Origin of the sequence: Asaia bogorensis NBRC 16594 (assembly GCF_001547995.1) — a bacterium.
Lineage (GTDB): Bacteria > Pseudomonadota > Alphaproteobacteria > Acetobacterales > Acetobacteraceae > Asaia > Asaia bogorensis.
On the sequence record NZ_AP014690.1, the window covers coordinates 2491888 to 2508126 of the forward strand.

General features: G+C 59.9%; 12 protein-coding genes. 5 read left to right on the forward strand and 7 right to left on the reverse strand.

Going from position 1 to position 16239, the window contains the following annotated elements:
• Nucleotides 1–75 precede the first annotated feature (75 nt).
• The 3 genes from Asbog_RS14575 (at nt 76) to Asbog_RS10965 (ending at nt 3458) form a co-directional block, all read left to right on the forward strand.
• Entirely contained in the window at nt 76–246 is a 171-nt protein-coding gene (locus Asbog_RS14575) for a hypothetical protein (protein ID WP_023979975.1), read from the forward strand.
• 85 nt (nt 247–331) lie between these two features.
• The gene (locus Asbog_RS10960) at nt 332–2044 is read left to right on the forward strand and encodes a phospholipase C (RefSeq protein ID WP_197669042.1); all 1713 of its coding nucleotides are present in this window, start codon (nt 332–334) and stop codon (nt 2042–2044) included.
• 109 nt (nt 2045–2153) lie between these two features.
• Nucleotides 2154–3458 carry a cytochrome-c peroxidase gene (locus tag Asbog_RS10965; protein ID WP_231944564.1) on the forward strand — a complete coding sequence of 435 codons (1305 nt, stop codon included), beginning with the start codon at nt 2154–2156 and terminating at the stop codon, nt 3456–3458.
• Between the two features lie 21 nt (nt 3459–3479).
• Here Asbog_RS10965 and Asbog_RS10970 read toward each other — a convergent pair whose 3' ends face one another.
• Nucleotides 3480–4430: an SPFH domain-containing protein gene (locus tag Asbog_RS10970; protein ID WP_062165167.1), complete on the reverse strand. Its 951-nt coding sequence runs from the start codon at nt 4428–4430 to the stop codon at nt 3480–3482.
• Between the two features lie 216 nt (nt 4431–4646).
• Between Asbog_RS10970 and Asbog_RS10975 the strand changes: the two genes are divergently transcribed.
• Nucleotides 4647–5717, forward strand: coding sequence for a cobalt-precorrin-5B (C(1))-methyltransferase (locus Asbog_RS10975; RefSeq protein WP_062165917.1), 1071 nt, complete (start codon nt 4647–4649; stop codon nt 5715–5717).
• Nucleotides 5718–5906: 189 nt separating this feature from the next.
• The gene (locus tag Asbog_RS10980) at nt 5907–8330 is read left to right on the forward strand and encodes a TonB-dependent receptor domain-containing protein (protein ID WP_231944565.1); all 2424 of its coding nucleotides are present in this window, start codon (nt 5907–5909) and stop codon (nt 8328–8330) included.
• A gap of 11 nt (nt 8331–8341) precedes the next feature.
• Here Asbog_RS10980 and Asbog_RS10985 read toward each other — a convergent pair whose 3' ends face one another.
• The 6 genes from Asbog_RS10985 to Asbog_RS11010 all read right to left on the reverse strand — a co-directional run bounded on the left by Asbog_RS10985 (nt 8342) and on the right by Asbog_RS11010 (nt 16130).
• Nucleotides 8342–9364 (reverse strand): L-idonate 5-dehydrogenase, encoded by a 1023-nt coding sequence (locus Asbog_RS10985; RefSeq protein ID WP_062165168.1) that lies wholly within the window; start codon nt 9362–9364, stop codon nt 8342–8344.
• 99 nt (nt 9365–9463) lie between these two features.
• Nucleotides 9464–11854, reverse strand: coding sequence for a TonB-dependent receptor (locus Asbog_RS10990; protein WP_146926336.1), 2391 nt, complete (start codon nt 11852–11854; stop codon nt 9464–9466).
• Between the two features lie 284 nt (nt 11855–12138).
• Nucleotides 12139–12282, reverse strand: a complete 144-nt coding sequence (locus Asbog_RS14580) for a hypothetical protein (protein ID WP_023979983.1) — start codon at nt 12280–12282, stop codon at nt 12139–12141.
• A 143-nt stretch (nt 12283–12425) separates the two neighbouring features.
• Entirely contained in the window at nt 12426–13622 is a 1197-nt protein-coding gene (locus Asbog_RS11000) for an anhydro-N-acetylmuramic acid kinase (protein WP_083510843.1), read from the reverse strand.
• Complete coding sequence (locus Asbog_RS11005) at nt 13619–14563, reverse strand: N-acetylmuramic acid 6-phosphate etherase (RefSeq protein WP_231944566.1); 945 nt, start codon at nt 14561–14563, stop codon at nt 13619–13621. Before Asbog_RS11005 ends, Asbog_RS11000 begins: the two co-directional genes overlap by 4 nt.
• The gene (locus tag Asbog_RS11010; RefSeq protein ID WP_062165171.1) at nt 14556–16130 is read right to left on the reverse strand and encodes a sodium:solute symporter; all 1575 of its coding nucleotides are present in this window, start codon (nt 16128–16130) and stop codon (nt 14556–14558) included. The genes Asbog_RS11005 and Asbog_RS11010 overlap by 8 nt, the downstream gene beginning before the upstream one ends.
• Between the last annotated feature and the right edge of the window lie 109 nt (nt 16131–16239).

Below are 16239 nucleotides of genomic sequence, written 5' to 3' on the forward strand. Positions count from 1 at the left end.
GGTCACACACCGGCTCTCGGGAATCCTTTATCGAGGCGCCGTAACCCGGCACTCTTCTGGAAAAGGAGCAGGTCAATGGAACTTCAGCTTCAGCACGACAGATCCTCAGCCCCTTCAGATCGCTGGCGCCAGACGCTTGTTGCGGCATGGCGTGAGCACCGTCTGACAGCCATTTCCCTGCAATCGCGTCGCGGCGCGCTCATGGCTCTCGATGAAGAGCCCCTGCGTGAGGATGACCAGACCTGAGGCGTGACCCGCTTTACATCCGGCCCCACGCTTCAGACAAAAGGCCGCTTCTCTCCTCGCTGAACAGATGTTATCGCCGTTGATCATGACTCGTCCGACACGTTCTCTCGCCGCAGCCCTCCTTGCCCTGACCTGCCTGAGCCCAAGCCTCGTTGCGAAACCGGCGCAGGCGCAGACTGTCCGTGATGCGGCGGAGGGATTCCGAACCAGGACACCCATCAAGCATGTGGTCGTCATTTTCGATGAAAACGTTTCCTTCGATCATTATTTCGCCACCTATCCCCAGGCAGCCAATCTCGAAGGTGAGCCGATCTTTCTGCCGCAGCTTGGCACACCGCCTGCCAATACCCTTCTGCGCGCCAATCTCCTGACCCATAACCCCAACACCAACCCGGCCAATGGTGCGGACGCAGCGCTACCCTTCCGGCTGGACCGGACGCAGGCCAGCACGGCCGACCAGAATCACGGCTACACGGCCGAACAGATGGCCTATAATGGCGGCAAGGCCGATCTGTTTCCGCTTCACACTGGCAGGGCCTCACCCGGCGGTGTCGGGGCTTTTTCCACGCGCGGTCAGGTCATGGGCTATTTTGATGGCAACACGGTTACCGCCCTCTGGCGCTACGCACAGCGTTTCGCCATGAGCGATAATGCCTTTACCGATACCTATGGTCCCTCCACGCCCGGCGCGCTCGAAATCGTTTCGGGTCAGACCAACGGTCTACATGTCACTGCCTCGGCCGAGAAACGGAGCACGCGCGAGCATCCCTCGCCCTTCATCCCGGATGGGTCAGGCAATGGCGGGCCGGGAGCGGATGATCAGGGGCGTATGACCATGATCAACGATATCGACCCCAGCGGAGACGTCTGTTCGCTTCCCGGTGAGCAGGTCTGGATGGAAGGCCGCAATATCGGTGATCTGCTGACGGCGAAAGGCGTAAGCTGGGGCGGCTTCATGGCCGGGTTTGATCTGTCTGCCCGCAACCGCAACGGGACAACCGGGTGCCAGCGCGCCACCTATTCGAGCGTCGTTGCCCAGACAGTGGTGGATTACATTCCTCATCACAACTGGTTCCAGTATTATCCCTCCACCGCCAATCCCAAACATCTGCGCCCTTCGGGTGTTGCGGCCATCGGTCAGACGCTTGGCATGGACGGCAGGACGAAAGACCCCGCCAACCACCAGTATGATCTTGAGGATTTCATCACCGCCACACGGGCCGGTCATATGCCTGCGGTGTCGTTCCTCAAACTTCCCGCCTTTCAGGATGCCCATGCGGGCTATTCCAACCCGCTGGACGAGCAGGAGGGCGTGGTACGTCTGGTCAATTTCATCCAGTCCCGTCCTGAATGGAAAGACACGGCCATCATCATTGCCTATGATGATTCCGATGGCTGGTATGACCATGCCTTCGTCAAACCCCAGCACAGCTCTCATGACCCGCAGGCCGATCAGCTGGATGGCCCTGGCCAGTGCGGCAACGCGCCTGCCCCTGCCGGGCTGAAGGGCAAACCGGTCAACGGGCGATGCGGTCCGGGCACGAGGACGCCGCTTCTGGTTCTCTCCCCCTGGGCACGCCGTAATGCGATTGACCATACCCTGCTGACCCAGAGTTCAGTCCTGCGCTTCATCGAGAATAACTGGCTTGCCGGGGCGCGCCTGGGTGGCGGATCATTCGATCAGGACGCGAACGACCTCGATACGCTGTTCGACTTCAAGGGACAGCCTGACCTGTCGCCGCTCTATCTTGCCCCCAGAGACGGCTCGATCCTGCATGATGCGCCGACGGTCTTCTGAAAAATCGCCTGCACCCACTGCATCCCGCACTGACGCACCAAGGCCTTTGCAAGGCTGGCGTGCCCGTCTGATCAAGCGGGTTTTCCCGCTTTGGATCGGGGCCGTCTGGATGCTGGGATGTCATCCCGGTCTGGCCCTTGCCGCCTCGCAAAACGTCGCCCCTGAGTGCAGCATACGTGCCGATGGCAGCAATCCCTGCCCCGTCACGCTCCTGCGTCCGGCAACAGCGCCCCTTTCCGCGATGGCCCGACTGGGCCGCGATCTGTTCAACGACCCTAAACTCTCGGGGTCGGGGCAGCTTTCCTGCGCTTCGTGCCATGTGCCAAAGGCTCATTACGCGCCCGATGATGACCGTGTATTTGCCCGCGGTGGACGGACGATGCAGGCTGCGGGCGTGAGGGCGGTGCCGTCTCTCACCTATCGGGAGCGCCAGCCCCCCTTCAGTGTCGGGCCGGATGATGCCACCAGCGAGGCCGCACCCCCTGCTCCTGCGCAGACAGGCCCAGAGACGCCGCGCGCGGCCAAATCTGCAGACAACACGGCGGCCTCTGCCCTGGCCCTCGTGCCTCAGGGCGGATTATTCTGGGACGGCCGGGCCGATACGCTACAGGCGCAGGCAGCGGGTCCACTTTTCGATCCGCGCGAAATGGCTGCCACGCAGGCTGATGTCGTGCAGCGCCTGCGCCATGCACCCTACACGAATTCATTGATGGCGCTGGTCGGTGGCTCAGCCTCCGATGACATGCTGGTCGCTGAAGCCCTCTTTGCTCTTGCCCGATATCAGATCGAATCCCCCGGCTTTCACCCTTACTCCAGCCGCTATGATGCCTGGCTTGAGGGCAAGGCGCGTCTGACACCCCATGAAGCGGAGGGTCTGGCACTCTTCAATGATCCGGAAAAGGGAAATTGCGCCGCCTGTCATCTCAGCACGGTCGATGCGGAGGGGCGACCACCGCTTTTCACCGATCATCAATACGAGGCCCTTGCCGCGCCACGACAGAAACTCGCCCTGCCCGGCAGTGTGGATCTGGGTCTGTGCGCTGCCGGCCGGACCGATATCGGCGCCGCCTCTGGCTATTGCGGGTTCTTTCGCACCCCCTCACTGCGCAACAGCGCCACGCGTCGGCATTTTTTCCATAATGGCGTGTTCACCTCCCTGCGTGAGGTAATGGATTTCTATGTGCTGCGCGATATCGAGCCCGCGCGCTTCTATCCTCGCAACAGAGACGGAACGGTCGCCCTTTATGACGATCTGCCCAGGCAATACCGCGCCAATGTCGACAGGAATGACGCGCCTTTCGGGCCTCGTGACAAACCTGCCCTGACGGAGGCCGAACGCGACAGGATTGTGGATTTTCTCAACACCCTGACCGACGCCCCTGCTGACGGTCAGGGGCGCCTTACACCCCCATGATCCGCATTTATCGCGTTCAGATCAGACGATTGATGAGACGAATCGCCCTGACGTGGCCGCGGCGATCTGACCAACATTCATGTCGGTCGGAACAAAGATGACGGTTGCCTTGCCTGAGCGGCTGGCGGTCACCACCATATCGGCCTGATTGACATTCTGCATGAGGGTCAGGATTGCCTCTTCACTCACACCCGGCACGCTCTGGCGAAACAGCTCCGCCGCCTCGGCAAACCCTGCCGCAATCGCCTTGCGTTCATTGGCGATACCCTCACCCTGCAGCTTCTTGCTCTCGGCCTCGGCGCGGGCAATACCGACGCGCCGCACCATTTCGGCCTCGGCTTCAGCCTGCGCGGCGTCCTTGCGCGCAATGGCGGCCAGCTTGTTATTCATGGCCTCCTGAATCTCGCGTGGTGGCATGGGCTGCTCGATCGTAACGCCATGGATATCGAGACCCGATTCAAGGGCATCGGCCACCTGATCGGCAATGACGCGGCGGGCAATCTCGTTGCGTTGCGAGTAGAGCGCGGCCAGCGTCATCGTGGACGCAATCTGCCGGATTTCATTCTCTACCCGAAAGACCAGACGCTTGACGGGCTGCGATACCTTGTAGGCGTAGTTGAACACGGCCTCGCTGTCATCACGGACACTGTAAAGCAGCACCCAGCGTATCTCGATGAACACGTCATCCAGCGTCTTGACCTCGGAAGAGGTCTCTACCTGCATCTGCTGGAGGGACACCTTGTACGAAACGCGTGTCAGCAACGGAATACGGAAGTGAAGGCCGCTTTCGAGAAGCTTGCGCTGCGGCTTGCCGAGAAACTCGGTGACGTAAACCATCCGCCCCGGCACGATCATGATCCCGCCGAACAACAGGCAGAAGACAAGGAAGAGAGCGAGAACCACAACAATGGTGAGAAGAACGGGCGCGGGAATGGTCAGTGTTTCCTTCTTGCAGGAGAAGCCCCCAACCATAGCCGTGTTATCCAGCCAATACAGAGAGAATTGTTACGTCCGCATTATTGAGCGCCCCAGACAAGCGCTGCGTGCCCGCACGCACAAGGCGTGCGCCTTTCCGTTGCCGTCGCTCCACCACGCCGCACTGGCGGCGCGGGGCCGTCTATGTAAAGAACACACAGACCTGCAACAGGAGGTATTTCCTCCCACGCGATGAGAGGAGCCAACGCCGTCATGACGCAAGCCACGGCCCTGCGTCGCGGATGGACAACCGGAAGCTGCGCTACGGCCGCAGCCAAGGCAGCCTGGTCTCTGCTGCGGCACGATATCTGCCCCGACCCGGTGACGATCAGCCTGCCCGGCGGCAAGGAAGCGTGTTTTGCGCTCAACGGGCATGGGAAAGACGGCCGAACCGCATGGGCCAGTGTGATCAAGGATGCCGGTGACGACCCGGATGTAACCCATGGCGCCATAATGCGTGTGACAGTGGAGCAAGCCTCTGCGGGCACGGGTGTCGCCTTTCGCGCTGGCGAAGGCGTTGGCACCATCACACAGCCCGGCCTGCCCCTGCCGCCGGGAGAGCCCGCCATCAACCCCGTGCCCCGACAAATGATCCGCGCAGCACTCCTGCAGGTCACGCCAGAAGGGGCGGATGCCATCGTGACGGTCTCGATTGCCGATGGTGAGGTGTTGGCCAGACAGACGCTCAATGCTCGCCTTGGCATCATTGGCGGTCTCTCCGTTCTGGGAACGACCGGCATTGTCATACCCTATTCCTGCTCGGCCTGGATCCATTCGATCCATCGCGGCATCGATGTCGCACGCGCTCTCAATCTCCCCCATATCGTGGCGAGCACCGGTGCGACCTCGGAAAATGCTGCGCGGTTGCGCTACAGAGTGAGTGAGGCCGCCCTCATCGAGATGGGTGATTTTGCGGGTGGCTTGCTGAAATATCTCCATCGGCATCCGGTGCCGCGCCTGACTCTCGCTGGCGGTATTGCGAAGATGACCAAGCTAGCCGAGGGCCATCTCGATCTGCATTCCAGCCGTACCCTGGCCAATCCGGCCGCGCTGCGCAGCATCGCCGCGCCTTTGGGCTTATCCGCCTCCCGCATGGCACAACTCGATGCAGCCAAGACTATTGCGCAGGGCTATGCCGCCCTCGCTGATGAAAGGCTGGGCAAACTCATTGCCGAAGCGGCCTGCGCCACCGCGCGCAAGACGCTCGCTTGTCCAGACTGTGAAATCGGGGTGCTGGTGGTGGACAGGCAAGGCCTGATTGTCGGTGCCAGCGAGAGAGCGTGACGCAGGCGCACTTGCCTGAGCCCCCGGCACGAACCTGAAAATTTGGTGACTTTCCGTAACGAAAAGCGATTGACCATTTCGATATCGTCATTTTATCGTAATCAGAAAGAAACTGATTACGGAAAAGCGGTCATGCGTCGATGGAAAGTGATGATACCAGAAAACAGACTCCGTTCTGGCGCTTTCCTCATGGTATTCATATCTATCGGCTACAATCCTTCTCTTGTCATGGCCGCGTCTCACGCCAGCCAGAAGGCGGAAAAATCCGTTTTGGCACGCAAAAAGACACCCGGAACGGCCAGAAAGACTGCTGCCCTGGCCGTCCTTGCGCAGAAAGAGTCGATCTCTGTCAGCGGCAAGCGCCTGCGCAGCCATGCTGCCGAAGTCGCGATCTCGCGCAGCGTCATGGATCGTTTCATTCCCGGCACGAACCCGATGCAGGTCCTTTCTCTCACTACACCGGGAGCCAATTTCACGTCGTCCGACGCTTTCGGCCTCGATACCGCCGCCAATACCTTTTACGTGCGCGGCTTCACGCAGACACAGATCGGCGCAACGCTTGACGGCATACCGCTCGGCACGCAGGGCTTTACCAACCAGAACGGCGTCTCGATCACCCAGGCCATGATTCAGGATGATCTGGCGGGGATGACCATCTCGCAGGGCGCAGGCTCGCTCGATACGTTCTCGGGGCAGCTTTTGGGCGCCGCCATGACGTACACATCCTCCGACCCTGCGGACAAGGCCGGCGGTCGGGTGAGCCAGAGCTTTGGCAGTTATAACGCCTTTCGCACCTATGGAAGGGCCGATAGCGGCATCCTCAACCCGAGCGGTACGAAATTTTATGCGTCCTTCGCCCGCACCGAGAGCAAACTCTGGAAGGGCGAAGGCTATCAGCGCGAATTACAGGCCGATGCCAAACTCGTGCAGCCTGTGGGAGACCACGGCAAGATCACCGGGTTCTTCGGGTTCGGCAATTTCACCCAGGCCAATTATCTGAGTCTGACGAAAAACATGTGGGAGCGTCTCGGACGCGATACCACCTACCTCAAACCCGATTACGAGAAAGCGAAGCTCTGGGCCTATTATGCCCAGTTCACCGATGATGTGCCGCCCGGCTATGAGGGTGTTCTTTCCAACAGCGAGGTGGGGAATTACGCATGGGATGGCTCCCAGATCCAGCGTAGCTACCTGTCCTCGGTCAACGGTCATTTCGATATCTCTACGCGCCTGCATTCTGACACGGTGGCCTATGGCAATGTGGCCAGCGGTGTTTATGGCGGCACCAATAATTTCGTGACGTCCCCAAGCTACGGTGTGCCCATGCTTCTGGCGGATGGTACGGTAAGTGGTGTTCCCATGGCGCTGCAAAGGGCCCATGCCGGCATGCAGCGCATCGGCTTTACGCAGAAGCTTTCCTACGAAGCGCCCCATCATAATCTCGTTGAGGGCGGGCTCTGGTATGAAAACAATCGCTGGATCTACAACGCACGCCTGTACGAGGACACCCCAACCAGCGCCCACAACATGATGTCCGACCTCAGGAAGGGAACAGGGGCCACGTGGTTCGAGGACACTTATAACTCGAACAGTTTCCAGTTCTTCCTGCAGGATCGCTGGACCATCATCAGGGGTATGACACTGCTGGCGGGTTTCAAATCACTCACCCAAACCACGCATGGCGGCACGAAAAATGACTATACGCAGCGCCTCAAGGCCGAGGGCTGGAACACCTATTATCGACGCCCTGCCAGTGGCTCCCTGACGGCATCAGGCGCCTTCCTGCCCCATTTCAGCTTCGATTACCATTTCCTCGATCATCATGAGATCTACTGGGATATTGCCGAAAACCTGCGCGCCTATGACTACTACTCGCAGGTTGCTTCCGGCACGGCCTGGGGTGGGCTCGGCAATGCCTCGCAGCCCGCGCAACAGGTGTTTGACGCGAACAAGAAAATCCTCAAGCCCGAACGGACATGGAATTACGTCGTGGGCTATCGCTACGACACCAGATTTTTCACCGGCACAGTCGATTACTATCACACAGATTACTATAATCGTCTGGCTTCGATCACCGAAGGGACGTCGAACAACACGCGTAATGCCTATATGAATGTCGGCCGCGAAACCATGGATGGGGTCGATATCCTCGGTGCCATCCGTCCGGTCAAGGGGCTCGAAATCACCAACAGCTTCAGCTGGAACAACGCGCGATATCAGGGCACGGGCATCAATTACGGCGGTCAGATCTACAGCCTGAAAGGCAAGCGTCAGGTGTATTATCCAGCCTATATGTACAAGGCCAATCTGGCCTACACATGGCGTGCGACACAGTTCAATTTCAACGTGAACTATATCAGCTCACGACCCATGACATTTCTCAATGATCTGAACATTCCGTCCTACTGGCTCGCCAATCTGACTCTTGCTCATGATTTCGGCCGTATCGGCTTTGCCGAGCATTTCAAGGCAAGCTTTGGCGTCACCAACCTCTTTGACAAGAATTACATCGGTGGCGTTTATGGCGCGGCATCGGTGTCGGGCGATAACAACAGCAATCTCTTTGTCGCATCGCCCAGGCAGTTCATCGGGTCGATCGCCGCAGCCTTCTGAGGGGATCAGGCCTAGAGCGTAAGCAGCACTTTCATGGCCTCCTTGCGGTTCGAGGCCAGATCGAATGCCTCTCTCGCTCTCTCGAGCGCGAAGCGGTGCGTGACGAGGGCCGAGAGGTCAGCCTTGCCGTTATCGATGAGCTCGACTGCAAGGGCAAACTCCTCACGGAACCGGAATGACCCCACCCAGTTCAGCTCGCCTGCCACGATACGGCTTTGCGGCAGAGTCACATCATCCCCAAGACCAAGCTGAACGATCGTCCCGCAAGGGCTCATCAGATCAATACCATTTCTGAGCGCCTGCTCATTGCCTGAGCACTCGATCATCACATCCACCTGCCCCTTGAGCGCCGCCAGCGCATCAGGCTCTTCCCGCCCGTTGATCACCTCATCTGCGCCAGCCTTGCGCGCTATTTCGAGCGGCTCGGAGAGGATATCGGTCACAATCACCCGCCTCGCACCATTCAGTCGGGCTGCAACCGCCACGAGTGTTCCGATCGGCCCTGCCCCCGTAATCAGCACCTTTTTGCCAAGCAGTGCGCCCGCCCGTCTGACAGCGTGGAGCGCAACGGCGAAGGGCTCGGCCAGGGCGAGATCGGCAGGTGATTTGTGATGTCCCCTGACGCATTGAACGGCCTTGCAGACAAGGTTCCGCCTGAAGGCACCATCCACATGCGGGTTGCGCATGGCACTGCCATAAAACCGCATATCGGTGCAGTGATTGGACAGTCCAGCCAGACACATGGCGCAATGGCCGCAGGCCAGACCCGGATTGACGGCCACGACATCACCGATTTCGAGCCCCTGCACATCCGGTGCCTTTTGCGCAATGCGCCCAGCTACTTCATGACCAAGCACCATCTTGTGCCTGATGCGCACCGCGCCAAAGCCGCCGTGATGATAATAATGCAGGTCCGAACCGCAGATACCCCCTGCCTCGACCCGCACCATGACTTCACCGGCCTGGAGGGGCTGCGTCTCGAATGTCTCAAGGCGCAGATCATGGGGCGCGTGGATAATGAGAGCCTGGCTCATGGGTCGGAACAGCCTTTCGCAGTGATTGCCAAAAGAAAGGCTGCGACGCGCCGCATGTTCCGCATGCAGGCTCTCACATCGCCGTGTTCCGTCTGCCTTTCACTCGAAGGTAGCAGACACGGTCGCGATGGCTGCAAAGCCGGTCCCTACGGCATAGGCAGGCTGAGACCCGACAAGCGTCTTGCCCCCCAGCCCCTTGATCTGGCTCGCAGCGCTCGGCGTGAAACCCGTGATGGATGACAGATAATGCACATCGCCGATGTTAATCAGGCTGAGCATCGCCTTGGGTCTTACATGCCCGAAGCGGGGCAGATAACGGCCGATCGAGGCATCGGCCGTGAAATAGGACGGGATGCCCTGATCGTTCATAAGGGTTGAATACTGAGAGTCGGAGTAACGGAAATTGAAATTGCCGAATGTCGTGCCGTCATCGAAGGTCAGCCCGAGCGCTCCGAGAAATTTGGGAGAAGCCACCTCCTGCTTCCCCTTGGTGGGCAGAATGTCGCCCATATAGGCGATATTATTGCCAATACGGGTGTGCATGTACTGGCCCGAGGCATAGGCGCTGAAATGATGCCAGGGACGGGTCGAAAGCTCAGCCTGCACGCCTTGTGCTGATTCACCCCCGGCATCGATAGGTTGCGAGGTGAGAATGCTGGTCCCAGGAATATAGGATACAGAACTGATCTGGTGATGGGTAAGATTATAGTTGAAGCCCGCCACACTCAGCATGACCGGCCCATAATGCCGGAAGCCGATTTCCTCGCCAATCATGTATTCGGGCGTGAAATTTGCCAGAGGTTGCGTGACAGGTACGGGCGTCGTGAAGGTATAGACCGGCACCTGCGCCTGAAACGATGAGGGGGCGCGATAACCTGTGGTGCCGTTCACATAGATCTGGTCATCGGGGTTGATCTGATAGCTGATGAGCACCTGCGGCGCAGGGATGAACATGTTCTTGATCGATTTGTACGGGGTCGATCCGGGTAGATCTTCAGTGAACTGGCGCGAGATCATATTGGCGCGCAAACCCGCATCGATGGTCAGGCGGTCATGAAACAGCTTGATCTGATCCTCGATACCGAGCGCGTTGAGCTGCTGGAAGCCATTGATGTCATACTGGGTGACCGCTTTTCCACCCACGGTCAGATAGCTGTTATTCTGCGTGTACTGCCCCATGGCATTCACCGGATAATGGTTCTGAAACTCGGTATGAACGGCGTAGGAATACCAGTAGGAGAATTTCAGCGTATTGATGCCACGGTGCCAGGCAGCGATCATGTTCAGCCCGCTTGAGGTCTGTACCCAGGGGTGAATGCTGATGGCCGTGACCGTGCCGGATTGCGGCGTATAGCCATCGAGAACGGCATATTTCTCGGTACCCCGATACCCGTTCGTCACAGGGATATTCGCGCCATAATTATTGGGGCCATAGGTCTCAACGGCGTAGGGCTGGGCATCGAGCGACCAACCGCTCCCCAGATCGAAATGGTTCTTGATGGTGCCGACCACGGCATTGGTGGCCTTGGTATTCAGCTTGTAATACAGCGTGTCTCCCGGTGTATACTGACCATGCGTATTATAGCCCGTACCATATTGATGCCATTGCGCGAGATTGGGATAGACCCACTCCGTCTGGTTCGCATAATTATATCCGAAAATTACCTCGGAGCTGCTCTTAGGCGTCCAGTGTTTCAGAAGCGCTCCGTCCAGATGCCAGCGATACAGGCTTCCGGGGCCACGCCACAGATTGCCGCTGGAATACGAGCCGGAAACGAAACCAGTCACACCACTATGGCCCAGCTCGCCCGTATCGACGCGTACAAATTCCTTGTTGGTGCTGTGCGTTCCACCGGAGCCTTCGGCGTATAGAGCGAAATGGTCCGAGGGATGACGCAGGCTCATGGTCATCTGGGCGCCATCGGCATTATAGGTTGGCGCCGTGAGGTCCGATGATCCCTGGCTGACCGAGACATTTGCCAGATCCTCGTTATCCACCATCGCCGATGTGTAAGCGCTATAGGTGAAAGGATCAGCCAGTGGCATGCCCTCATAGATCATGCCGATCTGGGTCTGGTCGAGACCACGGATATGAACTGTCTCCGAGCTCGTGCTGAGTGGTCCCTCGTTATTTCCCTGTACGCCCGGCAGGCTGGAGACCAGCACGCCCGGATTGACCAGCGGCGACTGCCTCGCGATATATTCCTGCGTCACCGTACTGATCGAACGCGCAACGGTTTGCCGCGCCATCAAGCCGCCCCCCAGAACGGCACGACGCCCTGAGACACTGACGTTTTCATCCTGGCCTTTTACCGGCTCATGCCGTTTGGCCCGGCTTGCGGCAGGCCGTGAGCCTGAACTGACAGGCATGCCCTTGTGCGCCGAGTGGGGGGCATGATGCACCGCCCAGGCGGGTCGCGGCGGAAGCAGGGCCACAAGAGCGCCAGACGCGAGCAGAGAAGCCATTTTGCAGGAAATAGGACGCGACATAACCCGATTCCGATACTGTGACGGCATGCGTGTCGTTACGCTTGCGATATCGGGCGGCACTTTGTGCGAGGGGTTCCTGCGTATCAAACTACAGTTTGATGACTATTTTTGGTCTGATTTGTTAATATTTCAGCGACATGAATTTCTACTGACAATAGCGAGAAATCGTCGCATCTCCAGCCTTATGACTCACGGTACGGTCAGAGTTGCGCCGCTGATCATGAAGACCGGCTGAAGCAAGGCCGGCAGCCTGCGCGAACGCCGGCCAGCCGGGAAATTCTGGGTCAGTTGCAGGTATGCAGAACCGATTTTGCGCTCGTCACCTGATAGGAGGTGGCCGTCGGATCATTGGCGCAAGCCGCATGATCGATCCCGTTACAGGAAGTGAGAGCGAGTGCGCCCACCAGAAATGCCATCAATTTGCCCATGCTCGGTCCATCCTTTGTTACAGGTCATCAACGCACCAGCCTGGACAGAGTGTCAATCGGGGTTAGCCGGGATCCGCATCACGCCTTGGGGATGGCTGGACTGACACGATGAAAGAACGCGCAGACCCACTCCTGAAATCCCATCAGCGGGTGAATGCCCCTCCAAGAACCGACGATGGAACGAGCGCTGAGCAACTCAGCCTGCCCCCCGAGCCGAAACCGGGCGCCCCTGTGATGCCGGGCGATGAGAGCGGCAAGCCGCGCAAGCTGCGCATGGCAAGAAAGGCAAAGCACTCGGCCTCGACCATATCACCATTCCACCCCAGCGCTTCCACCGCCGCGACCGTGCCCGGCAAAGCATGGCTCAGCGCCTGCATGATCGACGGATTGTGCCGCCCGCCCCCGCACACGAACCAGCCACGCGGCACCTCCGGTAGGGCGCTCTGGGCGATACTGCGCACCGTGAAGGCCACAAGGGTCGCCGCGCCATCCTCTGCCCCCAGTCCCGACACGCGCTCCAGCGCCATCGCAAAAGCTTGCCGATCCAGCGATTTGGGCAGGGGCCGTGCGAAAAAAGTATCGGCCATCAGACCGGCCAGAATAGCCTGATCGACCTGCCCCGCACGCGCCAGAGCGCCATTCCGGTCGCACGCCACGCCTGTATGGCGCAGGGCCCAGTCATCAAGCAGCGCGTTCCCCGGGCCAGTGTCGCCTGCCAAAATGGTCCCATCCGCCCCAACGAAGGTGACATTGGCCACGCCGCCGATATTGAGGATCGCCACTGGCCCCTGCATATCGCCCAGACAGGCCGCATGATACCAGGGCGCCAAAGGGGCGCCCTGCCCGCCTGCCGCGACATCGGCCGAACGAAAATCATGGATGACCGGCAGCCCGGTCAGGTGGGACAGACGAGAGGCATCGCCCATCTGCCATGTCCGCCCCTTTTCCGGCGCGTGATAAAGTGTCTGGCCATGAAACCCGACAAGATCGGCCGTACCTTCCTGCTTCAGCACTTGCTGCACAGCCCGCACATGGGCATCGGTCAGTTCGCGCTCGACCGCCCTGAATTCTTCCGGCAGGGCGTCGAGCGTCTCACCGGCAAAGGCGGCTGCCTGGCCGAACAGGGCATAAACACGCTCACGCAATGAGGCCTCATAGGGCAGACTAACCGCAGCGCCGCGATACCGTACGCTCACGCCATCCGTCTCGATCAGGGCGGCATCCACCCCATCGAGCGATGTACCGCTCATCAGACCGATCACGCGCAGAAATCTGCCCGTGCCTTCATATCTGCCGTCATGCCCCGTTGGGGGCCCGTCATCCTGTCGGGACGAGATCATGAGCCGGTCTTTGTCTTGCGGCCCAGTATCGCATGCAGATCACCCCCATGCGTCTTCAGGGCGAGTTCGGCTTCTTCCAGCGTCATGCCGTGACGGAGCAGCACAGCACGTTTGACGTTGCCATCGGCCTGTTTCAGCGCATTCCCGATCTCCGCATCGGTTCCCCCGGCGATGCGGCGCACCATGCCGATCGCTCGCCGTGCCAGCTTGGCGTTGGTGACACGCATATCGACCATCAGCCCCTGATAGACATGCCCGAGACGGATCATGAGCGTGGTTGAGAGCAGGTTGAGCGCTGCTTTCTGCGCTGTCCCTGCCTTGAGCCGTGTCGAGCCCGCGACCGCTTCGGCGCCTGTTGGCAGTGCAATGCCAAGCTCGGCCTCACGCAGCAGGCGACCCTCTGCCACGCAGCTTATGCCAATGGTAAGCGCCCCCTTGCTGCGCGCGAAACCGAGCGCCGCGCAGCTGTAAGGTGTGTTGCCGCTCGCCGCGATGCCAAACACCACATCATCGGGACCCACATGGTTGGCGTTCATCTCCGCACAGGCCGCCTGCTCATCATCCTCGGCCCCCTCGGCAGCCTGCGATACGGCGGCACTGCCTCCTGCCAGCAGCATCACCAGCTTCTCCGGCGGCCAACCATAGGTGGGGGTCAGTTCCACCCCGTCCTGCATACCTACCCGGCCCGCCGTGCCGGCACCGACATAAAAGAGCCTTCCTCCCCGCCGTAAACGCGGCAGGGCCGCCTCAATGACCGCTTCAAGCGATGGAACAGCCTCCCGGACAAGCGCCGTGGCCGCCATCTGCGCTTCAGCCAGCGCATCGAGGATCGATGCCGTTGGCCAAAGCTCGATCGTGGCGTAGCGCGGGTCCTGCTGCTCCGTCTGGAGTTTCTCCACAGCATGCGTCTGCGGAAGGATATCTGACGGTGTTTCAGTCACGTTGGGGCTCCTGACTGGCAGCTTCTGGGCGAGCGGCGCGCTGTCCCGCCAAAGCGCGATACAGCCCCGCAGCACCAAGGTGAAACAGGATGCCCAGTGGCACAAGCCATGAAAAGGCAATCGCGACACCACGCAGCTGACCAACGATCAGTACAAGCGCCATGCAAGCAAGGGATGCGACATATCCCGCCATGACCGCCCGAGCCCCGAGGCCGGGCAAAAACAGCGCGCAGAGAAACGCCCCCAGTGTCGGCCCATAGGACCACCCGGCGATGGTAAGCCCCAGAACAACCGCCGATTTGCTTCCCATCGTGAACAGGGCCGCCCCGACAAGCAGCACAGCCCCCCATAAAAGTGTCATGAAGCGTGGCGCAGAGAGCGGGCCAGGCCGATAGCCGATATGCTGCACCGCCTGTTCGATCCAGCGACGGGGCCTCGGACCGAAATCAGTCAGGCTTGCCCCGGCCATCGCGTTGAGTGTGGAAGAGAGCGACCCCATCGTGGCGCTTAGCACCCCGGCGATAAGCAGACCGGCAATCCCGGCGGGTAACGCTTCAATCATGAAATGAGGAAAAAGCGCGTCGGAAGACATCATATGATCCGCAGCAAGGCTGCGCCCTGCGCGGGCAACCCAGAGCTGAACCCCGAGAAGGGAGAGAAGCCCGAACAGGGCCGCCACCACAACAGCGCTGCCAATCAGGGCCATGCGGGCTTCCCGCAATGAACGCGCTGCCAGAATACGCTGCACCATGAGTTGGTCTGTGCCGTGAGAAGCAATGGAGAGCACAGCCCCGCCAAAAAGGGAGGCGGCGAGGGTGAAGGGGTCACCCAGCCAGTTCTGTGCGGTCAGGGGATGAAAGACCGCGAGCTTGCCCGACTGAACGGCCATGGACCAGCCCTGCCCTGCTGCACCAGATCCCGGCGCGCCATGCCCCGGCGCGCCATGTCCCACCATGCCGAGCCAGACATACACCACACAGAACACGGCCCCGAAACCGTAAATGCCGAGCTGGATCGCGTCTGACCACACAACCGCACGAAGCCCGCCGAGAATTGTGTAGAACAACGTGAAAACCAGAATGGCGGACAGAACGCTCCAGCGGCCCACAGGCAACCCGCTTTGCGTGAACAGCCAGACGATGGGCAATGCGCCGGCAAGCAGGCGGATACTCTCGGCCATGAAACGCGTGACCAGAAATGCACCGGACGCCAGACGCTGCATGGGGGCCCCGTAACGGGCGCCCAGCACGGTGTAGGCGCTCGTCATCGAGCCCTCGACATAGCGCGGCAGAAACCACAGGGCGACCAGGCCACGCCCGATGAAATATCCCCCGGCGATACCGAGGAAAACCATCCCCTGCGTATAGCCGATACCCGGGATACTGATGAATGTCAGGGTCGATGTCTCGGTCGCCACAAGGGAGAGACACAGGGCCCACCAAGGCAGGTCATGATGCGCAGAGAGAAAATCCCGCGACGACCCTGCGGAGCGGCGGCTGACACGCCAGACCAGAAAACATAGCCCTGCAAAATAAAGCAGGATGACAAGACGATCGAGCGGATGCATGGCGTCGGACCCGGCAGAAAGGCAAATAAATACCTATGATGGCGAAGAACACCATCATGGCAAGCACGTGGCCTGAGCTTTGTGCCAGTTCAGCCTGTCCGGCCCTGCA